This is a genomic window from Candidatus Eisenbacteria bacterium (assembly GCA_035577985.1).
GTDB lineage: Bacteria > Desulfobacterota > Binatia > DP-6 > DP-6 > DATJZY01.
In genome coordinates this window covers 1-25,876 of sequence record DATJZY010000072.1, presented here as the reverse complement: position 1 = coordinate 25,876, position 25,876 = coordinate 1, and the positions used below count along the sequence as shown (strand labels likewise).

Genomic DNA, 25,876 nt, shown 5'->3' with positions numbered 1-25,876 from the left:
CCGACACCCGTCACCGCGAGCCAATCGTCTTCGTCGCCCGCCACGATGAAGACGATCGGAGCGAAGCACGGCTTCGGCAGGTCGATCTTCGCGGAGATGAACGCGTTCCCGCCTACGTCGTGCGCATGCCTCGTCGCGCGGGCGCGGCTGCGCGGGTGGATGAATCGTACGCTCCACGCGTAGCACCCACCCCTGGGGTGGAATAGGCGAGAAGTTGACCAATTCGCGCAGACACATCCCCGCCTCGCGGGGTAGCCCGTCCCGCGGTTCGGCCGGTCCGGCTCTGCTAGCCTCGGCGGGACGCCGCCGTTATGATCGGCCCCGCATGCCTCGCCGCCGCCAAGGCAGCAGCATCGTGCCGATCGAGGAGGCGCTCGAAGAGTTCCGCGCCGGGCGCATGATCATCCTCATGGACGACGAGGATCGCGAGAACGAGGGCGATCTGTGCGTCCCCGCCGAGCGCGTGACGGCCGAGCACGTGAACTTCATGGCGACCTACGGTCGCGGGCTCATCTGCCTGGCGCTCACCGAGAACCGCTGCGATCAGCTCGGGCTCCCGATGATGGTGCGCGAGAACCGGGCCCCGCTCGGGACGGCCTTCACGGTGTCGATCAACGCGCGCCACGGCGTTCGCACCGGCATCTCGGCGATCGACCGCGCGACGACGATCCGCACCGCCATCCGCGCCGACGCGGGGCCGAACGACATCGTCTCGCCCGGCCACGTCTTTCCGCTGCGCGCCCGCAACGGCGGCGTCCTCGTGCGCGCCGGGCAGACCGAGGGCGTCGTCGACATGGCGCGGCTCGCAGGTCTCGTGCCCGCCGGCGTCATCTGCGAGATCATGAACGAGGACGGAACCATGGCGCGCCTCCCGGACCTCGAACGCTTCGCGCGCGAGCACGGCATCAAGATCGCGACCATCGCCGACCTGATCGGCTATCGCAGCCGTCACGAGACGCTCGTGCACTGCGTGGCCGAGGCGCCGCTCAACACGCGCTACGGCGGCGAGTTCCGCGCCCTCGTGTACCGCACGGACATCGACGAGCACGAGCACCTGGTGCTCGTGAAGGGCGACGTGAAGACCGACGAGCCGGTCCTGGTCCGCCCGCACATCGAATACCTCCCGGGCGACATCTTCGGCTATCGCGAGCGCGACACGCGAAACCTCCTCCATCGCTCCATGGAGCGCATCGCGTCCGAGGGACGCGGCGTGATCCTGTACCTCCGCCGCACGGGTCGCGGCCTCGACCTCTTCTCGCTGCCCGAGGGCAACCCGACGCCGCCCAGCACGGGCTTCCTCTCACCGCGCTCGTCGATCTTCCGGGGCTTCGGCATCGGCGCGCAGATCCTGCACGACATCGGCGTGCGGAAGATCCGCTGGCTCACGAACAACCCGCTCCGTCTGGTCAGCCTGCCGGCCTACGGGCTCGAGATCGTCGAGTGGGTGCCGCTCACGGTGGCGGCTGCGACCACATCTGACGGGACGGCCGCCGATTCCCACGCGGAGCCGCGCGGCTCGAAGGTGCTTCCGCTGCGCTGAGGCCGATCGTGATGCGTCTTCGGTGGGTCGTGCTGGCTGCGACGCTCGTCGCCTCCGGCGCACGTGCGGCGGATCCGGTGACGGCGGTCATGCGGATCGACGGCGCGCGCGCCGTGGTCGAGATGACGGTCGCGGCGGGCTGGCACGTGAACGCCCACGATCCCAAGGATCGCTTCCTCATCCCGACGACCCTCGACCTGACGCCGCCTGCCGGCCTGCACGTGGGGCCGATCGTCTGGCCACGGTCGGTGTCGAGGGTGCTCGAGTTCTCGGACGGCAAGGCGCTCGAGCTCTACGAGGGCAAGGTGCGCTTCGAGGCGCCGCTCGAAGGCGCGGCAACCGAGCCCACCCCCGTGCGCGCAAAGCTGCGCTTCCAGGCCTGCGACGACACCACCTGCCTGCCGCCCCGTACGCTCGAGCTGGTTGCCGAGACGCGCGCGGCCGCTGCGCCGGGCGCAACGCGGTCGGCGCCGGCGGCCGGCAACGAGGTCGAGCAGTGGATCGCCCGCTTCGGCTGGGCCGGGACGCTCGCGTGGGTAGTCCTCCTCGGCATGGCGCTCAACCTCACGCCCTGCGTGTACCCGCTCATCTCGGTGACGGTCGCCTTCTTCGGCGGCACGACCGGGCACGAGCGCGGCGCCCCGGCGCGCGCCGTCGCCTACGTGCTCGGCATCTGCCTCACGTTTTCGGCCCTGGGTGCCACGGCGGCGCTCACGGGATCGCTCTTCGGCGCGGCGCTGCAGAAGCCCGCCGTGCTGGGCGCGATCGCGACCCTCATGGTGGTCCTCGCGGCGAGCAACTTCGGCCTCTACCAGCTCCGCATGCCGTCGGGCATCATGCAGTGGGCGAGCCGGACGGGCGAGGGCGCGCTCGGCGCGCTCTTCATGGGGCTGACGATGGGCGTCGTCGCCGCACCCTGCATCGGACCCATCGTCGCGGCGCTCCTGCTCTACGTCGGTGCGCGCCAATCCGTGCCGGAAGGCCTCGCACTCTTCTCCGCGCTCGGGGTCGGGCTGGGGCTGCCGTACCTCGGCCTCGCGCTCGTGGCCGAGCGCGTGCGGCGGCTGCCGCGCTCCGGCGCGTGGCTCGTGTGGATGGAGCACCTGTTCGGGTTCCTGCTGCTCGGGCTCGCGCTCCACTTCGCGACGCCGCTCTTGCGACCGCAGGACGTCACGCTCGGACGGGCCGCGCTCATGATCGGGGGCGGGCTCGTCCTCGGGTTCATGGGGGTCGTACGACATCCCGCGCTCCGATGGCTCCGCCGCGCCGCGGGTGTCGCCGTTGCGATCGCGGGCGCGGCGACGCTCCTGGTCGGCGAGCCGCCGGTCGCGATCGCCTGGAGCCAGTTCTCGGACCGCGCGCTCGCCGAGGCCCGCGACGCGGGCCGGCCCGTGCTGATCGATTTCCAGGCCGTGTGGTGCATCCCGTGTCGCGAGATGGAGCGTACGACGTTCCGCGATCCGGAGGTCGTCGAGGCGGCGCGAGAGTTCGCGACGCTCAAGGCCGACGTGAGCGAGGAGGACGACGGGACGGCGGCGCTCATGTCGCGCTTCGGCGTCCCCGGCGTCCCGACCTACGTGCTGCTCGACGCCCACGGCGAGGAGCGCCGGCGCTTCGTCGGCTATGTCGAGGCGCCGGACTTCCATCGCGCCCTGCGCGAGGTGGCGATGTCCGGAGCGCAGCGTGGCTGATCGGCTGGCGCGCATTCTCACCGACGACGGCGCCGTGCGCGGCGTCGCCGCCGTCACCACCGACCTCTGCGACGAGGCGCGCGTGCGTCACGGCACCTTCCCGACGGCGACGGCGGCGCTCGGGCGTGCGCTCACGGCGTCGCTCCTGCTGGCGACGACCGTGAAGCGCGACGAGCGGCTCTCGATGGAGTTCACGGGCGACGGCCCGCTGCGCGGCATGCTCGCCGAGGCGACGCCGGAGGGGACGACGCGCGGGTTCGCCTATCGACCGAAGACCGACGTGCCGCTGCGCGGCGGCAAGCTCGACGTCGGCGGGGCGCTCGGCAGCGGCGTCCTGTGCGTCATGCGCGTCCCGCTCGCCGGTGGATCGATCTACCGCAGCGTCGTGCCGCTCGTGTCGGGCGAGATCGGCATCGACGTCGCGAGCTACCTCACGACCTCGGAGCAGACGCCCTCCGCGGTCGGCGTCGGCGTCCTGGTCGGAAGCGACGGCGAGGTGCGGGCCGCGGGCGGCTATCTCCTGCAGGGAATGCCGGGCGCCGATCCCGACGTGCTCGCGCGCGTCGCCGCGCGCGTCGAGCGTGCGCCGGCGCCGAGCGATCTCGTTCGCACCTTGCTGGTGCCGGCGGCGATCTTGGCCGAGCTCCTCGCCGGCATGCCCGGCCGCGTCCTCGACGAGCGCGACGTCCGCTTCCAGTGCCGCTGCAGCCGCCGCCGCGTGCAGGCCGCGATCCTCGCCATGGGTCGCGGCGAGATCGAAGCGCTCATCGCCGAAGGCCGCCCTGCCGAAGCGGTCTGCGAATTCTGCAGCACCACCTACGTCGTCACCGAAGGCGAGCTGGGTGCACTGCTGTCGACTTGAGAGCACGGTCGAGTCCGGTACACCCCACGTTCGTCGTGCGTAGCACGCCTGCCGCGCCAGCTTCGCTGGCCGCGGCATACCGGTCGCGCGTGCCACGAACGCCCCACTCTCGCCTTCGACCCCGCCCCAAGACGTAGTCTTGGGGCGGATTAGTCGAGCTCGACCACGGTCACGCCGCCGCCGCCGCGCGCCGGCTCCTCGTCGCGGAACTTGACGCAGTACGGGCTGGCGGCGAGGAACTCCTGCACGGCGCGCCGGAGCGCCCCGGTCCCGACGCCGTGCACGATGCGGACCTCGGACAAGCCGAGGCGCACCGAGCGGTCGAGGAATCCCGCCAGCGCGTCGATCGCCTCGCGGGCGCGCTGGCCGATCAGGTTGATCTCGCCGCGCTCGTGATCGGCCTCGGGCGGTGGCGAGACCTGCACGGCGATGCGGCCGGGGCGTGGGGCCTCTTTGGCCGGGCGGAGCTGGTTGGTCGCCACCTCGAAGCGGAGACCGCCACGCTGGATGCGCGCGCGCTCGCCGTGGATCTCGACCAGCTCGCCGCGGATGCTGCCGCCGAGCACCTCGACGAAGTCGCCGATGCGCAGCGGCTGCTCGGGCGGCGGTGCCTCCGGCGAGGCGGGCGCATGCGTCGCGATCTCGCCGGTCGCGTCGCGCACGAAGGCTCGCAGCGTCGAGGGCTCCGGTCGCGCCCGCAGCTCCTCGATGACGGCACGGCCCTTGCGCTCGATCTCGCGCACGAAACGGCGAGACGCCTCGAGGTCTTCGTTCCAGCGGTCCCGCTGGCGCGCGCGCAGGTCGTTCGCGAGCTGCTCCGACTCCGCACGCGCGGCGGCCAGCCGCGCGCGCTCCGCCGCCATCTCGTCCTTGGCGCGCTCGAGCTCGCGCCGCGTAGTCACGAGGCGGGCGAGGGCGCGGGCGAGGTCCTGGCTCTCGCCGACGAGGAGTCGCTCGGCCACCTCGATCGCCCGCGGTGGAACGCCGTGCCGGCGGGCGATCGGCAGGGCGAAGCTCTGGCCCACGGAGTGGTAGACGAGCTGGTAGCGCGGCGCGCCGGTCTCCGCGTCGACGTCGCACGCCGCGACCTCGATCGCCCGCTCCGACAGCGCGTACGTCTTCACCTGCGCGAAGTGTGTCGTGAAGACGACGTACGGCCCGCGCTCGAGGAGGTCGGTGAGCACGCCCACGGCGAGCGCGGCGCCCTCGACCGGGTCGGTCCCGGCGCCCGGTTCGTCGAGGAGGACGAGCGACCCCGGTCCCGTGCCGGCCGCGATGGCGGCCAGGTTCGTCGCGTGGGCGGTGAAGGTCGAGAGGTCGCGCTCGATCGACTGCGCGTCCCCGATGTCGGCGAGCACCGCGCCGAAGCAGGGCAGGCGGGACCCCTCGGCGGCGTGCACGAAGAGCCCGGTCTGGGCGAGGAGCGCGGAGAGGCCGAGGGTCTTCAGGGCCACGGTCTTGCCGCCCGCATTCGGCCCGGTGATGGCGAGGCCGCGCTGCGTCGCGCCCAGGACCAGGTCGACGGGTACGACGGGACGCCCGGCCAGCTCGAGCAGGGGATGACGCGCGGCCCGCAGCACGACGTCGCCGGCGCCGAGCGTCGGGCGCGTCGCACGGTGGGCGGCGGCGAAGGCGGCGATCGCGCCGTGTGCGTCGACGGTGGCGAGCGCGGCTTCGAGCGCGCCCAGCGCGTCGACGTTCACGCGCACGAGATCGGTCAGCTCGGCGCGCACGCGCCGCTCCTCGGCTTCCTCCTCCTTGGAGGCGAGCAGGAGACGGTTGTTCAGCTCGACCGCGAACAGGGGCTCGACGAAGACGGTCTCGTCCGAGCCCGACCGATCCTGCACCACCCCGCCGAACGACCACGCGGCTGCGGCGCGGATCGGAACCACGTAGCGGCCGTTGCGGACGGTCACGTACTGGTCGGCGACGACGTCGCCGTGCGATGGATCGCGGACCACGCCGAGGAGCCGGTTCTCGAGCTGGGCGCGGAGCTCGCGGCAGTTGGCGCGCATCGCGGCGAGCGACGGGCTCGCATCCTCGCGGATCTGCCCCGCCTCGTCGATCGTCCGCGCGAGCGTCGTGCGCAGATCGCGAAGGTCCACGAGCGTGTCGGCGATCGTGGCCAGGGTGGGATGGCGCGCCGGATCGCGGCGCAGGGCCGCAGCGACGCGCCGCGAGACGCCGATGACGTCGCGGATCTCGACCAGCCGGCGCGACTCGAGCGCGGCGCCGTGCGGCGTCGCGGCGGCGAGGGCCGCCCCGAGCAGCGGGACGTCCGCGGTCGGGATGCGTCCATCCTCGGCCGCGAGGGCGATCAGCTCCGCCGTCACACGCAGGCGACGCTCGGCCTCGAGCGGGTCGGCCGTGGGCCGCAGACCACGCACCACGTCGCGGCCGGCGGCGGAGCGTGCGTGCGCCGCGACGGCGTCGAGCACACGGGGCAGCTCGAGGGTTTCGAGGTCGCGCGGCCGCAAGCGCCGCGAGTCTAGCTCCGGTCGTTCGGGTTGTGAACGGGCCGGCCGGCGTCGTGCGCCGGCGGCTGTGCGGGGACCGGCGGCGTCAGCTCGTCGGTGATCGGACCGCCCTCGTTCGCCGGCGGCGCCGGGAAGCGACGGACGGCCAGGATGGACAGGCGCCGGTTCTCGTCGGCGAGGGGATTCGAGGGATCGAGCGGCTCGACATCGGCGTACGAGATCACACGCTCGACCTGGCCCGCCCAGAGGCCCGACGCCTCGAGCACCCGCCGCGCGTTCTCGGCGCGCTGGAAGGCGAGCTGCCAGTTCGACGTCGCCGAGCCGGTGGGGAACGGCCGGCTATCGGTGTGGCCCCCGATCTGGAGCGGGTTCGGCAGCTTGCCCAGCACCGGCGCGATGCTGCGCAGCAGCTCCAGCACGCGCGGCTTCAGCTCGGCCGACGAGAGATCGAACAGGAGCATGCGCCCCTGGTCGACGACCTCGATCTGGAGGCCCTGCGGCGTCACCTCGACCTTCACCTGCTCGGCGATGCCTGCGAGCTCGGCGTGCTCCGCCGCCGCCTGCTTGACCGCCTTCTCGATCTCCTTCGCGCGACCCTTCATGACGCGCTCTTCGCCCTCGCCCTGCACGACGAGGATGTCGTCGGTCACGACCTTCGGATCGCGCGTCCGGGCCGCGTTCATCTCCTCGTTGATCGCCGCACCGCCCGGCAGCACGCCCGGGCTGCGGAAGTACTTCGCGATCTCCGAGCGGAGCTTCAGGTCGGCCTGCGTGAGGAGCCACATCACCATGAAGAAGGCCATCATGGCCGTCACGAAGTCGGCGTACGCGAGCTTCCAGACGCCGATGCGGTTGTTGTGCCCGAAGGTCCGGCGCTTGCGGATGATGATGCGCGGGCGCGGCGGCTCGTGGGATCCGGTCACGTGGTCGCCGCCTTCACGACCTTGCATGCGCGCTCGGTCTCGGTGCTGGACGGACGGTCCGCGGCGAAGATGGCCTTGCGGGCGAACTCGATCGCCACGATCGGCGCCGCGCCGCGCAGCGACGCGACGAGGCCCTCCTTGATGCAGCGCAGGTAGCGGCTGCCGATCGCCTCCTGCAGCTCCGCGTTGGTCGCGAGCGGCTGCACGAGGCCGTACGAGAGGAGGATGCCGAGGAACGTGCCGACCAGCGCCGCGGCGACGTTGTGCCCGATCTCCTCGGGCGTCGCGTCGAGCTTGCCCATGGTGGTGACGATGCCGAGCACGGCGGCGACGATGCCGAGGCCGGGCAGCGCGTCGCCCGCGGTCTTGAGGAGCCCGATCGGGATCGCGTGCTCTTCGTGGTGCGTCTCCAGCTCCTGCTCGAGCATCACCTCCAGCTCCTCCGCCGACGCCGTGCCGTTCACGACCTGCTTGAAGGCATCGACCAGGAACTCCACGGCGCGCTCGTTGCGCAGGAACGAAGTGTACTTCCGGAAGATGGGGCTCTTGCGCACGTCGGCGATGTGCTCGTCCAGGGCGACGGCGCCGTTGCGGCGCATGAAGGTGAAGAGCTCGTAGAGCAGCTTCAGGAGGTCCAGGTACTCCTGGCGTCCGGGAACGCCGCTGCCGAACGCCTTCAGCACGGTGCGCAGGAGCTGCCCGCGCACGTTGCCGACGGCCGAGATGATGAGCGTGCCCAGGCAGGCGCCGCCGATCACGACCAGCTCGTTCGGCTGCATCAGCACCTGCATGCGCCCGCCCGCCATGGCGAATCCGCCCAGCACGGCAACGGCGACGACGAACAGGCCGATCAGTGAGAACATGACCCCGACGGTCTATCGGCGCTCCGCCGGCAAACCTTGAAGTCGGTCAGCGAATTGACACCGGCGCGCGTGGCAGCCTAGACCCGTGCACCTTGGCCGCCGCGTTCTCCACCAAATACATCGACCAGGGCGGCACGGCCCTTCACTACCTGCACACCGGTCCGACGACGCTCCCGGACGTCCCGCCCGCGCTCGATCGCGGGACGCTGTTCGTGCTCCTCGCGCCGGCGGGCGGGTCGGCCGGCATGTGGCGCCGGCAGATGGAGCTCCTGGTGGAGGCCGGCCACAGCGCCGTCGCCCTCGATCTCCCCGGTCACGGCCGCTCGGCGGGGCTCGACGCTCCCCCGACGGTCGACGCGTGCGCGGACGTCGTCGCCGCCGTCGCCGAGGCGCTCGGGCTGCGGCCGTTCGTCCTCGTGGGACATAGCTACGGCGGCACGATCGCGCTGGCGTTCGCGACACGACACGGCGCCCGGCTGCGCGGCCTCGTCCTGCTCTCGTGCTCGGCCAGGCCCGAGATCGGGGCCGCGATCGAGCAGCTCCGCAGCGTCGTCCAGGGGCGGATGCCGCAGCAGTTCTCCCCCGAGCTCTTCTCGCCGCAGTCGACGCCCGACGTCATGCGCGAGTTCTTCACCGAGCTCGTGAAGACCGACCCGCGCGTGCGCCTGACCGACTTCGAGGCCGCGGCGGGCTTCGACGGCCGGCCGCTGCTCGGGACGGTGTGCGTGCCGACCCTCGTCGTCGCCGGCGCCGACGACCGCGTCACCGCGCCCGCCCTGACGGAAGCGCTGTGCCGCGGCATCGCGGGCGCGCGCTTCGAGACCGTCGCGCGGGCCGGACACCTCGCGCCACAGGAGCAGCCCGAGGTCGTGGGCCGGCTGCTCGCCGACTTCGCGGCGGGGACCGCCCGGCCATGAGCGTGTGGGGCAAGGTGGCGGTGGCGGGCGTCTACGAGCATCCGACACGCTATGCGCCCGACAAGACCGCGTTCCAGATCCACGTCGAGAGCGCGCGCGGCGCGCTCGAAGACGCCGGGCTCACGATCAAGGACGTCGACGGCTTCTTCACCAGCGGGGTCGGGCCGATCGGCATCATGTCGCTCGCCCAGCACCTGAACCTGCGCCCCGGCTACCTCGACACGCAGGACATCGGCGGCTCGTCGTTCGTCTCGCATTGCCTGCATGCGACGGCCGCGATCGAGGCGGGACTCTGCTCGGTGGCGCTCGTCACCTACGGCTCGACGGCCGCCTCGGAGCGCTTCGCGATCGGCACCGGCGGCGGCTTCATGATGAGCCCGGCCGACAACTTCGAGGCGCCGTTCGGCCCGACCATCGTCGGATCGTACGCCCTCGTGGCGCAGCGTCACATGCACGAGTTCGGGACGACGAGCGCCCAGCTCGCCGAGATCGCGGTCACCATGCGCCGGCACGCGATCCTGAACCCGCATGCGAAGTATCGCGATCCGATCACGGTCGAGGACGTGCTCGCCTCGCGGATCATCTCGTCGCCGCTCCACCTCCTCGACTGCTGCATGATCTCCGACGGCGGCGGCGCGCTCGTGCTCGTGTCGGCCGAGCGGGCGCGCGACCTGCCGAAACGCGCGGCGCTCATCCTGGGCGCGAGCGAGGCGGTGCGACACCACGGCATCGGCGATCGCGATCTGCTGGACGTGGCCGCGCGGCAGTCGGGGCCGGTGGCGCTCGAGCGCGCCGGCGTGAAGCACACCGACGTCGACCTCTGCATGATCTACGATTCCTACACGATCACCGTGCTGGCGACGCTGGAAGGGCTCGGCTTCTGCAAGCCCGGCGAGGGCGGCGCGTTCTGCTCGGATGGCCGGCTGGGGCTCGGCGGCTCGCTGCCGACCAACACCGACGGCGGCGGGCTGTCGTCGAACCACCCGGGCATGCGCGGCATCTTCCTCGTGATCGAAGCGGTGAAGCAGCTCCGCGGCGAGCGCGGCGCGGCGCAGGTGAAGGACTGCGAGATCGCGCTCGTGCACGGCACCGGCGGCATGCTGGGCCAGCGCCACAGCGGCGTCACCATGATCCTGGGGCGCGCATGAGCAGCTACAAGAAACCGCTGCCGCGCATCGACGAGGAGAGCCGGGGCTACTGGGAGGCCCTGGCCCGCCACGAGCTCTACTTCCAGCGTTGCCGCGACTGCGGAACCAGGCGCTTTCCGCCGCGCGCCGTCTGCCCCACGTGCCTCTCGTCGCGGACCGAGTGGGTGCGTGCGAGCGGGCGCGGCACGGTCTACAGCTTCACGGTCACGCACCAGAATCAGGCGCCGGGCTTCCGCGAGACGCTGCCCTACGTGCTGGCGGTCGTCGAGCTCGAGGAAGGCCCGCGCATGATGACCAACGTCGTCGGGTGCGCGCCGGATGCGGTGCGCGTCGGGCTACCGGTCGTGGTCCAATACGAGGACGTCACGCCCGAGCTGACGCTGCCGCTCTTCCGCCCGGCCTGACGTATCGCCCGCATCCCACCCGGCACCCGCGCCACCCTGGCGATGGCACTTCGAGCCGGATGCGAGTCACGCGGCTCGAGGCGGCGGTCTCCGCGCGCGCGAGCGCCGTTGCGTGCGTTGCACGCCTGCCGCGCCAGCTTCGCTGGCCGCCGCATGCCGGTCGCGGGTCTAGTCGTCGTCGTCGAGCGGGTTCTCGAAGATCGAGTGCGTCGCGTGGTGGGCCGTGCGCTTCGGGTTTTCCTCGTCCGCGGCGGGGGCGGTCTTCTGCGGAAGGGGCGTCGGCTCCTCCTCCTCCAGCTCCACGTGGGCGTTCGGATGGTCGCGCAGGAACCCGCCCAGGCTCGGATGACGGCGCAGGTACTCGGCGTCGCCGGCGAGGGCGGGCTGGCGCCGCAGGTCGGCCCCGATGCGCGGGTGCTCCTCGGCGAACTCGTCGAAGCCGGTGACGGAGTGGAGGTCGGTGGCGCTCGCGGTGCATGCGAGGAGGCCGAGCGCGAACGTGACACCTGCCAGGAGACGGCGCATCGCCGTCGCAGCAGCCATCGTGCCACGGCGGGCGCCTTCGACGCCTTCGAACCACCGGGGCACGATGCCTCGCGTGTGGCATCTCGTCCCGGGACGGTTGCCGCTCCTGATCCTTCGGGTTAGCGTTCACGGCCGGCGATGATCCTCGATCTGCACATGCACTCGGAGGCCTCCGACGACAGCCGGGCGCCGGTCGAGGCGTACTTGAAGATCCTGCAGCGCAAGCGCGAGGAGCGGCCGCTCGACGGCATCGTGCTGACCGAGCACCGCCAGTTCGACCCGACCCGCGATTTCCGCGACCTCGAGGACAAGTACGGCCTGCTCATCCTCAACGCGGCCGAGATCGAGACCGACTACGGCCACGTACTCGTCTACGGCGTCAACGACGACATCCTGGCGCGGTTCGACTTCGCGAACGTGCGTCTCCCGGCGCAGGACGTGATCACCGAGGTCTACCGGATGGGTGGCGTGGCGCTGCCATGCCATCCCGGTCGCCCGAACGTGGGCATGTGCGCCCACTACGAGACGAAGCCCGTGCTCGAGGGTGTGATCGCGGTCGAGGCGCTGAACGGGGGCTCGAAGAAGGGCGAGGACGCGCGCGTCCGCGAGCTGATGGAGCGGTACGGCTACGCGGGCTTCGGCGGCAGCGACTCGCACCTGGTGAGCTTCGTCGGCATCTGCGCGACGGAGCTCGACGCCGACATACGCACCATGGACGACCTCGTGCGCGAGCTGCGGGCCGGCCGCTGCCGGCCGGTCGACTTCCGGCCGCGCGCCGCGGCGTCGTGACCGTCGTCCGCGAGTGGCGTCGCGACGGGTTCGTGGTGAGCACGGACCCCGTTCGCCTGGACCTCCTCCTGGTGCAGCGCTGGCTGGCCGAGGAGTCGTACTGGGCCAAGGGCATTCCGCTCGACGTCATCGAGCGCGCCGCCAGGGGATCGCTCAACTTCGGGCTCTACGGATCCGACGAACAGGTCGCCTATGCGCGCGTGGTCACCGACTACGCGACGTTCGCGTGGCTCGCCGACGTGTTCGTGGCGGCGGCGCACCGCGGGCGCGGCCTCGGCAAGTGGCTCGTCGAGTGCGTGATGGCGTGCCCCGAGCTGCAAGATCTGCGGAGCTACCTCCTCGCCACCGCGGACGCCCACGAGCTCTATCGTCGCTTCGGGTTCGAGGAGCCCGAGCCGCGGCGGCTCATGCGCAAGACCGATCCCGACATCTACCTGCGCGGCCGGTAGCCCCTCCGGTCACGGGACGACGAGCTGCCTTGATCTACGGGAGGGGAAAGGCAGCTCGCCGCCCCGCGGTACCCGTGCCTCACACACGAGCACCTCGCCGTCTCACCACGTCCGTTCGGAGAGAAGGCGTGAGAGCGCGCTCGTCAGGGTTTCCATCTCGAAGGGCTTGTCGATCATGACCGCGGCGCCGAGGGCCCGACCTTCGGCATGCGTCTCCTCGTCGCCGAAGGCCGTGATCAGGACGACGGGCGTGCGCCACGCCGCGGCGTTGAGCACGGCCATGACGTCCATTCCGGAGAGCCACGGCATGCGGACGTCGGAGACGACGGCCGCATACCGATCGGATGCATCGTACTTGGCGGCTTCTTCGATGTAGTCGAGGAGCTCCATGCCGTCACGCGCTTCGGTGACGTCGTAGCCCTGGGCGCGGAGCGTGCCGGCGATGAGCCGGCGCATCTCCGTGCTGTCCTCGGCCACCAGGATGCGAGGCCTCCGCGCCGTCGTCGGCAAGCTCAGGGCGGCTGCGTTGGTGCTCGATTCGTTCATGAGACCTCCTGGTCGCATCGAGCAGAAAACGTGCCGGAGAAAGCCTCCGATTCGCGTCGGAGCCGCGGCGGTGTCCTACCCCAGCTGCGGAGAAACGCTGCGGAAGGACGCCCTGCGCGGCACGCCCGCGTAGCCGGTGAGCTTGCGGTGGAGCGTCTTGCGATCGATGCCGAGCACCTGGGCCGCGACCGTCTTGTTGCCGCGCATCGCCTCCAGCACACGCAGGATGTGGCGCCGCTCGACCTCGTCGAGCGGTGCGAACGTGGTGGGCTGCGCCGTCTCGCCCGGAGCGGCGGAGCCGTTCGTGCGGGGCCCCGTCACGCGCTCGGGCAGGTCGTCGGCGTTGAGGACGTCGGTGCGCGCCAGGGCGACGGCGCGCTCGATGGCGTTCTGCAGCTCGCGCACGTTGCCCGGCCATTCGTAGGCGAGCAGGCGCTCGGCCGCGGCGGGCGAGAGACCGCGCACGGACGAGTTGGCCTCCTTGGCCGAGCGGCTGAGGAAGTGCTGCGCCAGGGCGAGGACGTCGTTGCCGCGGTCGCGCAGCGGCGGCACGGGCACGTGGATCACCGCCAGGCGGAAGAACAGGTCCTCGCGGAAGCGTCCTTCGCGGACGGCCGCCTCGAGATCGCGGTTGGTCGCGGTGATGACGCGCACGTCGCACGGTACCTCGGCGTCGGAGCCGACCGGGCGCACCGAGCGCTCCTGGAGCGCGCGCAGCAGCTTCGGCTGGAGGGAGAGCGGCAGGTCGCCGATCTCGTCGAGGAACAGCGTGCCGCCGTGGGCCTGCAGGAAGAGGCCGGTGCGCGCCCCGCGGGCGTCCGTGAACGCGCCGCGCACGTGCCCGAAGAGCTCGCTTTCGATGAGAGCCTCGGGAATGGCCGCGCAATTGACGGCAACGAACGGGCCCGCGCTGCGGCGGCTGCGCCGGTGGACGGCGCGCGCCACGAGCTCCTTGCCGGTGCCGCTCTCGCCGGTGATGAGCACCGACGCGGTGGTGGGCGCCGCCCGCTCGACGAGGTCGTAGACTGCCTGCATGGCCGCGCTCGACCCGAGCAGATCGCCGAAGCCGCGTGCGTCCTCGACCACGCGGCGCAAGGTCTGGACCTCGGCCCGCAGCGAGCGGTGCTGGATGGCGCGCTCGAGTGCCACCGTGAGGGCGTCGATGTCGACCGGTTTGGTGAGGAAGTCGTAGGCCCCTGCGCGGATGGCGCCGATCGCGGCCTCGAGGCTGCCGAAGGCCGTCATGAGGACGACCGGGACGTCGGGACGGCTCGCGGCGACGCGCTCGCAGAGCTCGAGCCCGCCGACGCCTCGCATCTCGAGGTCGGCCAGGACTACGTCGGGCTCGACGGTGTCGAGCATCTTCAGGGCTTCGTCGGGGATGGTACTCGAAGCGACCGTGAAGCCGGCTCGGCGCAGGCCGACCTCGAGGAACTCGCACAAGGATTTGTCGTCGTCGACGACGAGAATCGTACCTTTCATACGGCCTCCGCTTGATTGGGCGTCATGTCCTCCGCCTCGAGGACGACCTCGAAGCGGCTCCCATGCCCCGGTGTGCTGATGACGTTGATCCATCCCCCGTGCTCGGCGACGATGCCGTGCGCGACGGCGAGCCCGAGCCCGGTGCCTTCGCCGACGCTCTTCGTGGTGAAGAACGGTTCGAACAAACGAGGAACGTGCTCGGCGGGGATGCCGACGCCTTCGTCCTCGACCACGACCTGCCAGTAACCAGTTGCGTCGCCGTTCCTTGCAGGCGGCGTGCCATGCGAGGGCCCGGGCCCCACCTCGACGTGGAGGCGACCCCCCTCGGGCATGGCCTGGATGCCGTTCACCAGGATGTTCGTTAAGGCCTGCTGAAGCTGGTTGGGATCGGTCCGGATGCGCATCGGGTTGGGTTTGCGCTCGACGTCGATCGTGACCCCCCGACCCCTGGCCAGCACGGCGAGCATGTCGGTGGTCCGGGCGACGATGTCGCGCAGGTCGACGACCGCGGCGCGGGTACCCCGCCGTCGCGCGAAGTCCAGGAGCTGGCGGATGATTGCGGTCATGCGCTCGGACTGCTCGGCGATGACGCGGGCACTGCCGGTCACCTCGTCGGGCGAGAGGGCTCCGGACGCGATCAGCTTGGCGCGGCCGCCCACGACGTTGAGGGGCGTCCCCAGCTCGTGTGCGACGCCGGACGCGAGCTGTCCGACGGTCTTCAGGCGGTCGGCGTGCCGGAGCTGCTCCAGCGCCGCGATGCGTGCCTCGGTCTCCACCCGGACCTGCTGCTGCGCCTCGGCGAGCCGATCGCAGGTGACGTTCAGCTCGGCCGCCAGGCTGCCGATCTCGTCGCGCTGCCGCAGGCCGAGGCGCTGCGAGAGGTCGCCGGTACCGATCCGGCGCGCCTGCTCAGCGAGCGCACGCATCGGCCGCCCGACGAAGACGACGCCGAGCCACATGGCCGCCGCGCCGCAGACGAGGATCAGCACGATCAGCGTGCCGAGGATCTGCAGCTCGGTGCGGCGCAGGAAGCTTCGCTGCGGCTCGAGGGGCTCCGAGAGCTCGATGGCCGCCACCCGGGTGCCCCCGACGACGATCGGCATGTACGTCGACTGGTGCTCGTTGCCGACCTCGTCGGTGCGCACGACGTGCGCCTCGTCGCCCTGCAGCAGGTGCTCCCGCGCCCCGGGGGTGAGGGCCGCCATGTCGCCCGGGCGGTCGAGCGAGATCCAGCGGAGGTTCACCCGGCTCTCGCTCTGGCGGATCCGCTCGAGCAGGGCCCGCGCATGGTCGACGCCGGCCTCGGTCGCGGCGGCCTCCAGGGCCACCCGGAGCGCCTGGCCCATCGCACGCTCGTCGTGCGCCATGTCGGACTCGAAGAGCGTGACCTCCCGGCGAAGCTGGAGGGCCGCGTCGATCCCCATGACCACGAAGATCGTGACCACGAGCGCCAGGATGAGCTTGCGAGTGAGCTTCAAGTTGCCACGTCCACCACGATGACCTAGCTTCGCCACTCATGCTCGACGTCGACCCCGCCATCCTGGGACAGGAATTCGACCGTGCGGAGCACGAGGCTGTGACGGCCGAGGAGCTCGTTTCATTCGCTCGTGCGCTCGGAGAGACCGACCCGCGCTACACCCAGGCGGGGCCGGAGCTGGTCGCGCATCCGACCTATTGCGTGCGCTTCAAAGGGCAGAAGTTCTTCCCCGATACCCTCCCGGAAAAGCTCAGGTTTCGCATGAGCTTCGATGCCGGGAAGGACATCCGGCTCGGGACCCCGATCCGGCCCGGCGACCGGATCACCGTCAGCTCCACCCTTCATGAAGTCTACGAGAAGACCGGCCGTACCGGCTCGATGGTCTTCGTGGTCGTCCGCTTCACGATGATGAACCGCCGGAGCGAGACCGTCGCCGTCGTCGACAACCGCTTCATGTACAAGGGACTCGAGGGCTGAGCCGTGCGCTTCGACGAGGTGGCCGAAGGCGACGAGATCACCCCGCACGATCTGCGCCACTCGAAGGACGCCGTGCGCGCCTATGCGCGGGCCTGCGACATCTATTTCCCCCGCTTCACCGACGACGAGGGTGCCCGGCGGGAGGGACTCCCCGAGATGATCACGCCGGGCAACATGAGCATGGGTCTGCTCTCGGCGTACCTCGAGCGATGGGCCGGTATCGGCGCGCTGCGTCGTCTGGGCACGACGTTCCGCGGACTCGTCCTGGCCGATCGGACGATCCGGCTCTGCGGTGTCGTCACCGAGCGGGACGAGTCGGCGCGTACCGTCGAGGTCGACGTGTGGATCGAGAGCGACGAAGGCGAGCGCCTCGTCATCGGCACTGCGACCCTGCAGCTCGCCTGACCTCGAAAAGCGCCTTGTCACCGGCGGCGCGCGTGAGCTATAGGGACGCCGAGCAGGGAAGCGGAGATGGTGCGTGGGGGTGGCAGCGGCGTGACAGGGATGGCGCCCGAGGTCACGAACGGTGTGCGGCGCGAGCCCGTGTGGCGCGCGACGCCCGAGGACGATGCGTTCGGGTTGGACGTCGCGCTGCGGGAGCGCGTGATCCCGCTCTTCCGCTTCTTCTACGAGCGCTACTGGCGCGTCGAAGCGCTCGGCCTGCACAACCTGCCGAAGTCGGGCCCCGCGCTCTACGTCTCGAACCATTCGGGCGCGCTGCCGTTCGACGGCGCGATGATCTGCACGGCGCTGCACCAGCACGACGGCCGCGTGCTCCGCTTCCTCTACGATCGGTTCGTGGCCAACGTCGCTCCGGTCGACGCGTTCTACCGCAAGGTGGGCGGCGTCACCGCATCGCGCGAGAATGCGCTGGAGGTCCTGAAGCACGACGGCGAGCTGCTGATCTTCCCCGAGGGTGTTTCGGGCGTCGCGAAGCCGTTCAGCGATCGCTACCGGCTGCGCTCGTTCAGCCCGGGCTTCGCGCGCATCGCCCTCGCGCTCGGCGTGCCGGTGATTCCGGTCGCGGTCGTGGGCGCCGAGGAAATCTATCCCCTCGTCGGACGCGCGGAGGGCGTGGGGAAGCTCTTCGGGATGCCGTACGTGCCGATCACCCCGTTCTTCCCCATCCTGGGGCTTCTCGGGGCGTTGCCGCTGCCGACGAAATGGTTCATCAAGTTCGGTAAGCCGATGCAGCTCTCGGTCGCGGACGACGAGGCCAAGTGGCTGCGCGCTCGGCTCGAAGCCATGAAGGTGCGACGCAAGCTGCAGGCGATGGTCACGCGGTTGAAGCAGCGCCGGCGCTCGGTGTTCTTCGGATGACGCCGCCCACCGTCACCACACCGCGGACCTATCTGCGCATCGGCGCCGCCGTCTATCCCGTCTACGGCGATCCGCTGCGGGGTTGGAGCCTGCGCGCGGAGGACTTCGGCGGCCTTCTGGCGGCGTCGCCCTACGCGTACGAGTCGATCGACGAGCTCTTCTTCGCGATCGTCAACCTGTGGACGCAGGCGACGGGCGCGGGACGGCGCGCCGGCGCCGAGCTCGCCCAGTAGTCGCGCTCAGGCGCCCTCGTCGGCGACCGAGCCGAGCGCGAGCGCGGCGGCCCGCGCGCGGCCGAGCGTGACGAGCGCGTCCATTCCGACGAGCCCGCCGTCGGTTCCGTCGCCGGAGAGTCCGCTCGCTGCGCCGCCCACCGCGAAGAGCCCGGGGATCGGCACGCCCGAGGTGTGCCGCACGCGTCCAGCGGCGTCGACCGCGAGGCCGCCGAGCGTGGCGCGCCGCGCGCCCGTCACGCGAATGCCGGAGAAGGGCGCCTCGAGCGCCACGCGGCTGCGCTGGCGGCCGAATGGATCGCCGCCGAGGCCGAGGTTCGCGTTGTACGTTTCGAGTGTCAGCGCGAGGCCCGCTTCCGTGAGCTCGAGCTGCTTCGCGAGCATGGCGACGCTGCTCCCACGGCGCGCCGTGCGCGGCAGCACGACACGCGCGAAGAACGGATCGTTCGCTGCGACGGCGTTCATCACGCGCTCGTCGAACAGGAGATAGGCCACCTTTCCCGGCTGCGCGCGAATTTCGAGCGCGAGCGCCAGCGCGTCCTTGGTTTCGTCGGCGAACCGCTTGCCGAGCTGGTTCACGAGGATGCCGCCGAGGTCGACGACCGCGCGCGGGACCGCGAGATGGCTCGGCTGGGCGAGGAACGGCGTCACCGCGCAGGCCCCCATGTGTGAGGTGGCGGCGCCGACGGGTTCCGCGAGCCGGAGCGCCTCGCCCCTGCCGCCGAACGCGCCCAGGTGGGGAAGGTCCTTCACGTCGGGACAGTGCGTCGCGATCAGCTCGTCGTTGGCGACGAAGCCGCCGCAGGCGAGCACGACGGGCCCCGTCACGATCGAGGCGCCGCGTCGATCCGGGCGCACGGCGATGCCGGTGACCGCGCCCGCCTCGTCGGTCGTGAGGCGCTCGACCTCGGTCGCCGCGCGCACGCGGATGTGGGTCTTGCGCGAGGCGTGGCTCACCAACGTCGCGATGAGGCTGGCACCGCCCTGCTCGCCGACTGCGTGGAGACGGGGCGCGCTGTGGCCGGCCACCGCGGTCCTGGACTGGAGGGTCACCTGGACGCCGCAACGTTTTTCCAGCCACTCGACGAGGGCCGCGCTCTGGGCGACGAGCGCGGCGGTTTCGTCTGCTTCCAGATGATGCCGGGTCACCGCGCGCAGATCGGCTACCAGGCGATCGGGCGCGTCGTCGAGGTCCGCGACGCGCTGGAATCGGGTGCCGGCCGCGGCGATCGTCTCCGACTCGGTCCCGGCTCCGCCCCCGAGCTCCTTGGCGCGCTCGAGCAGCACCACGCGGTGCCCGTGATCGGCCGCGGTGATCGCCGCGACGAGGCCGCCGACGCTCGCCCCGACGACGATCAACCCCACAGATTCGTGTCGTTCTGCCGCCGCCATCGGGCGCGCCTTAGCCGGCCCGTGGCGACGAAGTCAAGGAAGCAGTCGCCGCAGGATGGCGCCCGAGTGAATTTGCAAAAAACACTCCGCCGTTCACAATCGCGCGATGCGCAGGTTCCGGGAGGCGGGACGATGGGGCGCGCGGATCGCCGTCAGCCTCGGAATCGTCACCTACATCCTGGTCGACGTCGATCGGCAGCATCTGTGGGCGTCGCTCACGGGTGTACGCGTCTCCTGGGTCGCCCTCGCGCTGGCGCTGTACCTGGTCGGGCAGGGCATCTCCGCCCTCAAGTGGGCCGTGCTCGGACGATCGGTCGGGTTGCGGGGCAGCTATCTCGAGTATGCCCGCTTCTACTTCATCGGTATGTTCTTCAACTTCCTCGGCGTCTCGACCCTCGGAGGGGACGTGGTCCGTGCGCTCTACCTCGGGCGCGGTCACCGGCCGGGACTGGCGCTCAACTCCGTGCTCTTCGATCGTGTGAGCGGGCTCGCGATCCTCATGGCGCTCGGCTCGGTCACGCTCCTCGCCTATCCGCAGTATCACTTCGCGGGGCCGATCAGCTTCGCCCTCATGGCGGGCGGCATCGTTCTGGTCGTCGGGTGGTGGACCTGCCCGCGGCTGGTGAAGCTGCTGCCGAAGGACAATCGCATCCGCCGCCAGGTGGAGACCGATCTGGCGCCGTTCTGGCGCGATCGGGGCGTGCTCCTGCGCGCCGTCGCGCTCTCGCTCGCCTTCCATCTCTCACAGGTGTGCGTGCAGTGGCTGCTCGGTCGCGCGGTGGGCGTGACGCTGCCCTTCTCCTACTGCTTGGTCTTCCACCCGGTGCTCTCGATCATGATGGCGCTCCCGGTCAGCATCGGCGGCTTCGGCGTGCGCGAGGGCGGCTATCTCTACTTCCTCGGCCTGATCGACGTGCAGGACTCGGTCGCGGTCACGATCGGCCTGCTCTGGTGGGTCGTGACGGCCATCGCCGGCCTCGTCGGCGGGGCCATCTTCTTCGCGACCGGCGCCGAGCTCCCGAACCTCCGGCTCCGCCGCGAAGAGCACAGCGCGACCGCCGCGTAGGCGCACCCCCGCCTCAGCCGCGAAGATCGGCCGCGAGCCGGATCGCGGCGAGCGTGACCTCCGCCGCCGCGACCATGTCGCTCACCTTGAGCCACTCCTTGGTGGTGTGGATCTCGCGCATGCCGGTGCCGAGGTTCACGACCTCGAGGCCCCGCTGGTTCAAGATGTTCGCGTCGCAGCCACCGCCCATGCCGGCCGATTCGATGGTCCGTCCGACCTCCGCGGCGGCCCTGCGCAGGAGCCGCATGATGGGCGCGTCGTCGGAGACGTTCATGGCCGCGTAGCTGGGCTCGACCCGCACCTCGACGGCCGAGCCGGGCGCGCGCCGCGCGGCGTCCTCGAAGCAGCTCCGCATGTGCGCGCACTGGGCGTCCAGCTTGGCGGCGTCGTGGCTGCGGGCCTCGCCCAGGATGCGCACCTCGTCGGGGATGATGTTGACCGCGCGCCCGCCGGTGACGACGCCCAGGTTCGCCGTCGTCTCGGCGTCGATGCGCCCGAGCCGCATGTGCGAGATCGCGTCGGCCGCCACCTGGATCGCGCTCACGCCCTGCTCGGGCGCCATTCCCGCGTGCGCCGCCCGCCCTCGTACGACGACCTCGAGGTGATTCGACCCCGGCGCGCGCGTGAACACGAAGCCGACGGCGTCGCTGTCGAACACGAGCCCGCCGCGCGCCCGCACGCGCGTGATGTCGAGATGGCGCGCGCCGAGCAGACCGAGCTCTTCACAGATCGTGAAGACGATCTCGAGGGGCGGATGCCGGAGCGTCCGTTCGCGACAGACGCGAAGGCACTCGAGGATGATCGCGACCCCCGACTTGTCGTCACCACCGAGCACCGTCGTGCCGTCGGTGCGGATGACGTCGCCCTCGACGATGGGTTTCACGCCGACGCCCGGCTCGACCGTGTCCATGTGCGCGCAGAGCAGGAGCGGCGGCGCGTCGGTGGTGCCGCGCACGTGCGCGATCAGGTTCCCGATCTCGCCGCCGACCTTGGCGCCGGCATCGTCGAACTCGATGTCCGCACCCAGCTCGGAGAGCTCGGTCGCGAGTCGCCTCGCGATGTGGCCCTCGCGCTTCGAGAGGCTGTCGATGCGGACGAGCTCGAGGAGAAGATCGCGGATGCGGTCCGCCTGGATCATGCACGGAGCATGACGTATCGTGCCGGCGTGACGCAACGGGAGGCACGCGCGCCCGTGCTGGTGGCCGGGGCGGGCGCGCTCGGCTCGGTCTTCGGTGGCCTGCTGGCGCGTGCGGGATGGCCCATCGTGCTGCTCGGGCGCGCGGAGCACCTGGACGCCGTACGCGCGAGCGGGCTTCGCATCGAAGGCCTCTTCGGGGAGCACGTCGTGCGCGGCATCGAGATCGCGACCGACGCCGCCGCGCTGCGCCGCTCGTTCGCGACCGTCCTCGTCACCGTGAAGTCGTACGACACGTCGGCGACGGTGCGCGCGATCGCGCCGCACCTCGCCGCCGACGGACACCTCGTGTGCCTGCAGAACGGTCTCGGCAACCTCGAGCAGGCCGCGGAGGTCGTGGGGCCGCGACGCGTGCTCGGCGCGCGCGTCATCTTCGGCGCGGAGTTGCTCGCGCCGGGACGCGTGCGCGTGACCGTCAACGCCGCGCCGGTGCTGGTGGGCAGCCCGGATCCGGCGGACGCCGCCCGCGCCGCCGCGGGCGCCGAGTGGGCGGATGCGTTCGCCGCCGCCGGCATTCCCTCGGAGCCGACGGCGAACCTCGCGGGCGAGCTCTGGGCCAAGGTGTTCTACAACGCCGCCCTGAACCCGCTGGGCGCGCTGCTCGGCGTGCCCTATGGCCATCTCGCGCAGGACGCGGACACGCGCGCGCTCATGAACGCCGCGATCGACGAAGCATTCGCCGTGGCCCGCGCGTCGGGCGTTGCCCTCGGCTGGCCCGATGCCGCGGCATATCGCGACGTCTTCTACGGTGCGCTCGTGCCGCCGACCGCGGCGCACCGCTCGTCGATGCTGCAGGACCTGGAGCGCGGCCGCCCGACCGAGATCGAGGCGATCAACGGCTACGTCGCGCGCCGCGGAGGGGAGGTCGGAATCGCCGTACCCGTCAACACGACACTCACGCACCTGATCCGGGCCCGCGTTCGGCGGTCCCGCCTCGGCGAGGGACCATGGAGCCACTGACGATCGACCGGGCGGCGCTCGACGCGATGTTCTCCCACGCGCGCGAGGTGCATCCCGACGAATGCTGCGGGGCCGTCGTCCACCGCGGCGGGCGCGACGTCGTGCATCGGTTCACCAACATCCAGAACGAGCTGCACGCGAAGGACCCGCAGACCTATCCGCGCACGGCGGCGACGGCGTACACGCCGAAGCAGGACGAGCTGTTCGCGGCCCAGCGCGACGGCGACCGGCCCGGCTCGCAGCTCCTCGTCTTCTACCACTCGCACGCCATCAACGGCGCGTACTTCTCGGACGAGGACAAGAAGAAGGCCGTCGAGCCGTGGGACGAGCCCAACTATCCCGACGTGACGTACGTCGTCGTCTCGGACGCGCGCGAAGTGGGCGAGGCCAAGGCGTTTCGCTGGGACGAGGCCCGCCGGGAGTTCGTCGAGGTGGCGATCGAGGTCCGTGGATGAGCGATCCCGCGGCGACGGCGCGCGCGGCGAGGCTGGGTGCCGTCGTCGGCGGCGTGCGGCTCCCGTTCTGCGTCATGAACGCGTCGGGAGCGGCGACGACGGCGAGCGAGCTGCGCGCCCTCGCGCACTCGCGCACCGGCGCGATCGTGCTCCCGCCGACGACCGTCCGGCCGTTCTTGCACCCGCAGTTCCGCTCGCTGCACAACCCCGGTTTCGACAAGTTCCTGCCCTTCGTCCGCGAGCTCGCGCGCGACGCGACGCGACCGGTGGTCGCGAGCGTGGTGGGCGGCACGCCCGACGAGTTCGGGTTCCTCGCCAGGTCGTTCGCCGACGCGGGCGTGGCCGCCGTCGAAGCGAACCTCGCCGACGAGTGGGTCGACGCGACGCTCGTGCCGTTCGACGAGCCGGGGCTGCTGGCCGAGATCACGAGCCGGGTGGCAGCGGCGAGCCCGTGCTGGGTGAGGATCCCGGATCATCCGCGCATGCCGTACGTGCTGCTCGTCGAGACGCTCCTGGGCGCCGGCGCGCGGGCCGTGGTGGCGCCCAACGCCTTCACCGGATTCGAGAAGCTGCTGGTCGAGGCGCCGCACCCGATCGACGTGGTGGTGGCGGGCGGCATCGCGTCGGCCTACGACGTCACCCGCGCGCTCGGGAAGGGCGCGCGTGCGGTGCAGGTCGAGGCCGAGCTGCGCAGCGAGGGCGCGGCCATCTTCGCGCGGCTCGAACGCGAGCTGCAGCGGACGCCACCCGCGCGTCACTGATCTGCCGCGCCGGCTCCGCCGGCCGCGACACCCGGTCGTGCTGCGGATGCGCTTTCGGCGGCAGGTTCGGTCGCCGGGGGCGAGTGGGTCAGATCGGGTGCCTGCTCTAGGGAGGTGTCACGCGTCAGCACCGCACTTGCGATCACGCGTGATCGTGCGCGCCCCGACACGACCGGGCCGGTACCTGCTCGAAGTCTCGCTCGTCCAGGTGGGCGGCCCCGATCTCACCGGACCCTACAATCCGTTGCGGCTGCCGATCGAGGTGATCGGCGGCTGAGGCCTCATGCGGGCGGGTCTTCGACGAGCACGTGGACGACCGACGCGGCGACGACGAGAGCGAGGACGGCGACCACCGACCGGCGGGTGCGGGTGGGCAGCGACGGCCAGGCGGAGGCGAGCACCACGTTCGCCAGTGCGAGGATCGGCGGGACCATGCCGATCGAAAGCCGAACGCGATAGAAGCCCAGCCAGTAGAGGAAGGACGTCTGGCACGCGAGCGTGAGGACGGCGGCACACGCCTCGATCCGACGCTCCGGTGGAAGACCCGCCGGACGGAGCTGCGTCCACCCGACCGCGACGGCGGATCCCAGGATGGCGAGCGGGATCCACAGCACGGATGCCGAGGTGACCGCGAACTCGCGGGCGAAGGCGCTGGCCGTTGCGAGGAGGCGGCCCGACGCCGCGGCGTCCGCCGGCCAGACGAACTGACGGTACTTCGCGACCTCGCCGCTGTACACGGAACCGCTCGCGATCTGCACGAATGCATACCACGCAAGCGTCGGCGTCGTCGCCGCGACGACGAAGAGAGCCAGAGCCGTCGTGACACCGGATCGCCTCGTCGCGGGGCGCAGCATCGACGCGATCACGACGACCGGAACACACACCAGGAACGCGCCGTATGCCAGCACGAGCAGCCCGATCGTGCCGCCGAGAACGAGGGCTCGCCTCTGGGTCATCACGCCCGGCGCCGCGAGCGTCGAGCGCGCCAGCACGAGACACAGCACGGGCGCAAGCACGATCAGGAGCTGGGTATGGGGCGAGCACAGGAACCAGCGCACCACCTCGTTCACGAGCAGGAGCGCGGCGAGGAGCGCGGTCACCGGGTAGCGAGCTCCCGGCGGCGCGACCGCGGCATCGAACAGCCAGATCGAGGCGACGAGGACGATGGCGTTGAGCACGAGGTAGGGCGACCACCACCCCGGCAAGGGAGCCAGCCGGAGGGCCTCCTCTGGGACGACGACGGTCGCGGCCCGTCCGACGGCGTGCGCCGTCGCGAAGACGAGCGGACGACTCTGATACAGGAAGCCGGGAGTCAGCAGCATGCCCGGATGCTCCGCGACGATCATGAAGACCGTGGAGTCCCCACACAGCGAGAAGCCGAGATGGTCGCCGAGCGCAACGTACCTGGCGTAGCGCGCGCGGAGCTTCTCTGGATCCGGCCGCGGCGCGGCCAGGATCGACGCCGCAGCGAGCGGGACGAGCGCCGCGAGCGTCAGCCGGCGGCGCCATGGGCCAGGCGGATGCGTCCACACGTCAGCGGACGGCGAGCGTTTCGCTCGCGTAGCGGAGCCCGAGGGGTTCGACGATCACCTCGCGGGGACCCGCCTCGATGTGACCGGCCGCCCACGACGTGATGTCCCGCGCCCGCGCGATCTCGACGATGCGTGCGGCGTCGGCTTCGGGGGCGTAGACCGCGAATCCGGCGCCCATGTTGAACGTCGCGTACGCCTCCGCGGAGTCGATCCCCGCACGATCCACGAGGAAGCGGAAGAGCGGGGAGAGTGGCGGCACCGCGTGCAGCACGTAGCGCAGCTCGCGGCGCGCGCGCATGAGCTTGCGCCAGCCGTGGCCGGTGACGTTGGCGAGGTAGTGGACGTCGATTCCGGCCTCGAACAGGTCGCGCACGACCGGCGGATAGAGCACG

28 protein-coding genes are annotated in these 25,876 nt (G+C 71.3%); 17 read left to right on the top strand and 11 right to left on the bottom strand.

The window, feature by feature from the left end:
* Positions 1–325 precede the first annotated feature (325 nt).
* Genes ribB through hslO form a run of 3 tightly spaced genes read left to right on the top strand, consistent with a single transcriptional unit; the run spans position 326 to position 4,093 of the window.
* Positions 326–1,540, top strand: coding sequence for a 3,4-dihydroxy-2-butanone-4-phosphate synthase (ribB, locus tag VMS22_10990; protein HXJ34545.1), 1,215 nt, complete (start codon positions 326–328; stop codon positions 1,538–1,540).
* Positions 1,541–1,551: 11 nt separating this feature from the next.
* Positions 1,552–3,231: a cytochrome c biogenesis protein CcdA gene (locus VMS22_10985; protein HXJ34544.1), complete on the top strand. Its 1,680-nt coding sequence runs from the start codon at positions 1,552–1,554 to the stop codon at positions 3,229–3,231.
* Positions 3,224–4,093, top strand: coding sequence for an Hsp33 family molecular chaperone HslO (gene hslO / locus VMS22_10980; protein HXJ34543.1), 870 nt, complete (start codon positions 3,224–3,226; stop codon positions 4,091–4,093). Before VMS22_10985 ends, hslO begins: the two co-directional genes overlap by 8 nt.
* Positions 4,094–4,242: 149 nt before the next feature.
* On the opposite strand, the gene VMS22_10975 is transcribed toward hslO, so the two are convergent.
* Genes VMS22_10975 through motA form a run of 3 tightly spaced genes read right to left on the bottom strand, consistent with a single transcriptional unit; the run spans position 4,243 to position 8,356 of the window.
* Complete coding sequence (locus VMS22_10975) at positions 4,243–6,570, bottom strand: Smr/MutS family protein (GenBank protein ID HXJ34542.1); 2,328 nt, start codon at positions 6,568–6,570, stop codon at positions 4,243–4,245.
* A gap of 11 nt (positions 6,571–6,581) precedes the next feature.
* Entirely contained in the window at positions 6,582–7,493 is a 912-nt protein-coding gene (locus VMS22_10970) for a flagellar motor protein MotB (GenBank protein HXJ34541.1), read from the bottom strand.
* Positions 7,490–8,356, bottom strand: a complete 867-nt coding sequence (gene motA, locus VMS22_10965; GenBank protein HXJ34540.1) for a flagellar motor stator protein MotA — start codon at positions 8,354–8,356, stop codon at positions 7,490–7,492. The genes VMS22_10970 and motA overlap by 4 nt, the downstream gene beginning before the upstream one ends.
* Positions 8,357–8,448: 92 nt before the next feature.
* Between motA and VMS22_10960 the strand changes: the two genes are divergently transcribed.
* The 3 genes from VMS22_10960 to VMS22_10950 are packed head-to-tail and all read left to right on the top strand — an operon-like array spanning position 8,449 to position 10,825.
* The gene (locus VMS22_10960; GenBank protein HXJ34539.1) at positions 8,449–9,273 is read left to right on the top strand and encodes an alpha/beta fold hydrolase; all 825 of its coding nucleotides are present in this window, start codon (positions 8,449–8,451) and stop codon (positions 9,271–9,273) included.
* Positions 9,270–10,421, top strand: coding sequence for an acetyl-CoA acetyltransferase (locus VMS22_10955; protein HXJ34538.1), 1,152 nt, complete (start codon positions 9,270–9,272; stop codon positions 10,419–10,421). Before VMS22_10960 ends, VMS22_10955 begins: the two co-directional genes overlap by 4 nt.
* Positions 10,418–10,825 (top strand): Zn-ribbon domain-containing OB-fold protein, encoded by a 408-nt coding sequence (locus tag VMS22_10950; GenBank protein HXJ34537.1) that lies wholly within the window; start codon positions 10,418–10,420, stop codon positions 10,823–10,825. The genes VMS22_10955 and VMS22_10950 overlap by 4 nt, the downstream gene beginning before the upstream one ends.
* Positions 10,826–10,993: 168 nt before the next feature.
* Here VMS22_10950 and VMS22_10945 read toward each other — a convergent pair whose 3' ends face one another.
* Positions 10,994–11,368: a hypothetical protein gene (locus tag VMS22_10945; GenBank protein ID HXJ34536.1), complete on the bottom strand. Its 375-nt coding sequence runs from the start codon at positions 11,366–11,368 to the stop codon at positions 10,994–10,996.
* Positions 11,369–11,488: 120 nt separating this feature from the next.
* Between VMS22_10945 and VMS22_10940 the strand changes: the two genes are divergently transcribed.
* Positions 11,489–12,139, top strand: coding sequence for a PHP-associated domain-containing protein (locus tag VMS22_10940; GenBank protein ID HXJ34535.1), 651 nt, complete (start codon positions 11,489–11,491; stop codon positions 12,137–12,139).
* Positions 12,136–12,588 (top strand): GNAT family N-acetyltransferase, encoded by a 453-nt coding sequence (locus tag VMS22_10935; GenBank protein HXJ34534.1) that lies wholly within the window; start codon positions 12,136–12,138, stop codon positions 12,586–12,588. The genes VMS22_10940 and VMS22_10935 overlap by 4 nt, the downstream gene beginning before the upstream one ends.
* 102 nt (positions 12,589–12,690) lie before the next feature.
* On the opposite strand, the gene VMS22_10930 is transcribed toward VMS22_10935, so the two are convergent.
* The 3 genes from VMS22_10930 to VMS22_10920 form a co-directional block, all read right to left on the bottom strand.
* Positions 12,691–13,134 carry a response regulator gene (locus tag VMS22_10930; protein ID HXJ34533.1) on the bottom strand — a complete coding sequence of 148 codons (444 nt, stop codon included), beginning with the start codon at positions 13,132–13,134 and terminating at the stop codon, positions 12,691–12,693.
* Positions 13,135–13,209: 75 nt separating this feature from the next.
* Positions 13,210–14,616 (bottom strand): sigma-54 dependent transcriptional regulator, encoded by a 1,407-nt coding sequence (locus tag VMS22_10925; GenBank protein ID HXJ34532.1) that lies wholly within the window; start codon positions 14,614–14,616, stop codon positions 13,210–13,212.
* Positions 14,613–16,094 carry a HAMP domain-containing sensor histidine kinase gene (locus tag VMS22_10920; GenBank protein ID HXJ34531.1) on the bottom strand — a complete coding sequence of 494 codons (1,482 nt, stop codon included), beginning with the start codon at positions 16,092–16,094 and terminating at the stop codon, positions 14,613–14,615. The genes VMS22_10925 and VMS22_10920 overlap by 4 nt, the downstream gene beginning before the upstream one ends.
* Before the next feature lie 38 nt (positions 16,095–16,132).
* On the opposite strand from VMS22_10920, the gene VMS22_10915 reads away from it, so the two are divergent.
* From VMS22_10915 to VMS22_10900, 4 genes are all read left to right on the top strand, one after another.
* Positions 16,133–16,570: a MaoC family dehydratase N-terminal domain-containing protein gene (locus tag VMS22_10915; GenBank protein ID HXJ34530.1), complete on the top strand. Its 438-nt coding sequence runs from the start codon at positions 16,133–16,135 to the stop codon at positions 16,568–16,570.
* Positions 16,571–16,573: 3 nt separating this feature from the next.
* Positions 16,574–16,975, top strand: a complete 402-nt coding sequence (locus tag VMS22_10910; GenBank protein ID HXJ34529.1) for a MaoC/PaaZ C-terminal domain-containing protein — start codon at positions 16,574–16,576, stop codon at positions 16,973–16,975.
* A gap of 99 nt (positions 16,976–17,074) precedes the next feature.
* Positions 17,075–17,890, top strand: coding sequence for a lysophospholipid acyltransferase family protein (locus tag VMS22_10905; protein ID HXJ34528.1), 816 nt, complete (start codon positions 17,075–17,077; stop codon positions 17,888–17,890).
* Positions 17,887–18,123, top strand: coding sequence for a hypothetical protein (locus VMS22_10900; protein HXJ34527.1), 237 nt, complete (start codon positions 17,887–17,889; stop codon positions 18,121–18,123). Before VMS22_10905 ends, VMS22_10900 begins: the two co-directional genes overlap by 4 nt.
* Positions 18,124–18,129: 6 nt before the next feature.
* Here VMS22_10900 and VMS22_10895 read toward each other — a convergent pair whose 3' ends face one another.
* Positions 18,130–19,488, bottom strand: coding sequence for an FAD-binding protein (locus VMS22_10895; protein ID HXJ34526.1), 1,359 nt, complete (start codon positions 19,486–19,488; stop codon positions 18,130–18,132).
* Positions 19,489–19,621: 133 nt separating this feature from the next.
* On the opposite strand from VMS22_10895, the gene VMS22_10890 reads away from it, so the two are divergent.
* Entirely contained in the window at positions 19,622–20,581 is a 960-nt protein-coding gene (locus VMS22_10890; protein ID HXJ34525.1) for a lysylphosphatidylglycerol synthase transmembrane domain-containing protein, read from the top strand.
* Positions 20,582–20,594: 13 nt separating this feature from the next.
* Here the strand turns inward: VMS22_10890 and VMS22_10885 are convergent, their stop codons facing one another.
* The gene (locus VMS22_10885; protein HXJ34524.1) at positions 20,595–21,719 is read right to left on the bottom strand and encodes a M20/M25/M40 family metallo-hydrolase; all 1,125 of its coding nucleotides are present in this window, start codon (positions 21,717–21,719) and stop codon (positions 20,595–20,597) included.
* A gap of 9 nt (positions 21,720–21,728) precedes the next feature.
* Between VMS22_10885 and VMS22_10880 the strand changes: the two genes are divergently transcribed.
* The 4 genes from VMS22_10880 (at position 21,729) to VMS22_10865 (ending at position 24,229) form a co-directional block, all read left to right on the top strand.
* Positions 21,729–22,736: a 2-dehydropantoate 2-reductase gene (locus VMS22_10880; protein HXJ34523.1), complete on the top strand. Its 1,008-nt coding sequence runs from the start codon at positions 21,729–21,731 to the stop codon at positions 22,734–22,736.
* Entirely contained in the window at positions 22,724–23,191 is a 468-nt protein-coding gene (locus tag VMS22_10875; protein ID HXJ34522.1) for a Mov34/MPN/PAD-1 family protein, read from the top strand. The genes VMS22_10880 and VMS22_10875 overlap by 13 nt, the downstream gene beginning before the upstream one ends.
* Positions 23,188–23,952: a hypothetical protein gene (locus VMS22_10870; GenBank protein HXJ34521.1), complete on the top strand. Its 765-nt coding sequence runs from the start codon at positions 23,188–23,190 to the stop codon at positions 23,950–23,952. The genes VMS22_10875 and VMS22_10870 overlap by 4 nt, the downstream gene beginning before the upstream one ends.
* Positions 23,953–24,100: 148 nt before the next feature.
* Positions 24,101–24,229, top strand: coding sequence for a hypothetical protein (locus tag VMS22_10865; protein HXJ34520.1), 129 nt, complete (start codon positions 24,101–24,103; stop codon positions 24,227–24,229).
* Positions 24,230–24,233: 4 nt separating this feature from the next.
* Here VMS22_10865 and VMS22_10860 read toward each other — a convergent pair whose 3' ends face one another.
* Positions 24,234–25,484 carry a hypothetical protein gene (locus VMS22_10860; GenBank protein HXJ34519.1) on the bottom strand — a complete coding sequence of 417 codons (1,251 nt, stop codon included), beginning with the start codon at positions 25,482–25,484 and terminating at the stop codon, positions 24,234–24,236.
* 1 nt (position 25,485) lies between these two features.
* Positions 25,486–25,876, bottom strand: a 391-nt coding sequence (locus VMS22_10855) for an AIR synthase-related protein (protein HXJ34518.1), incomplete at its 5' end; no start/stop codon positions are given.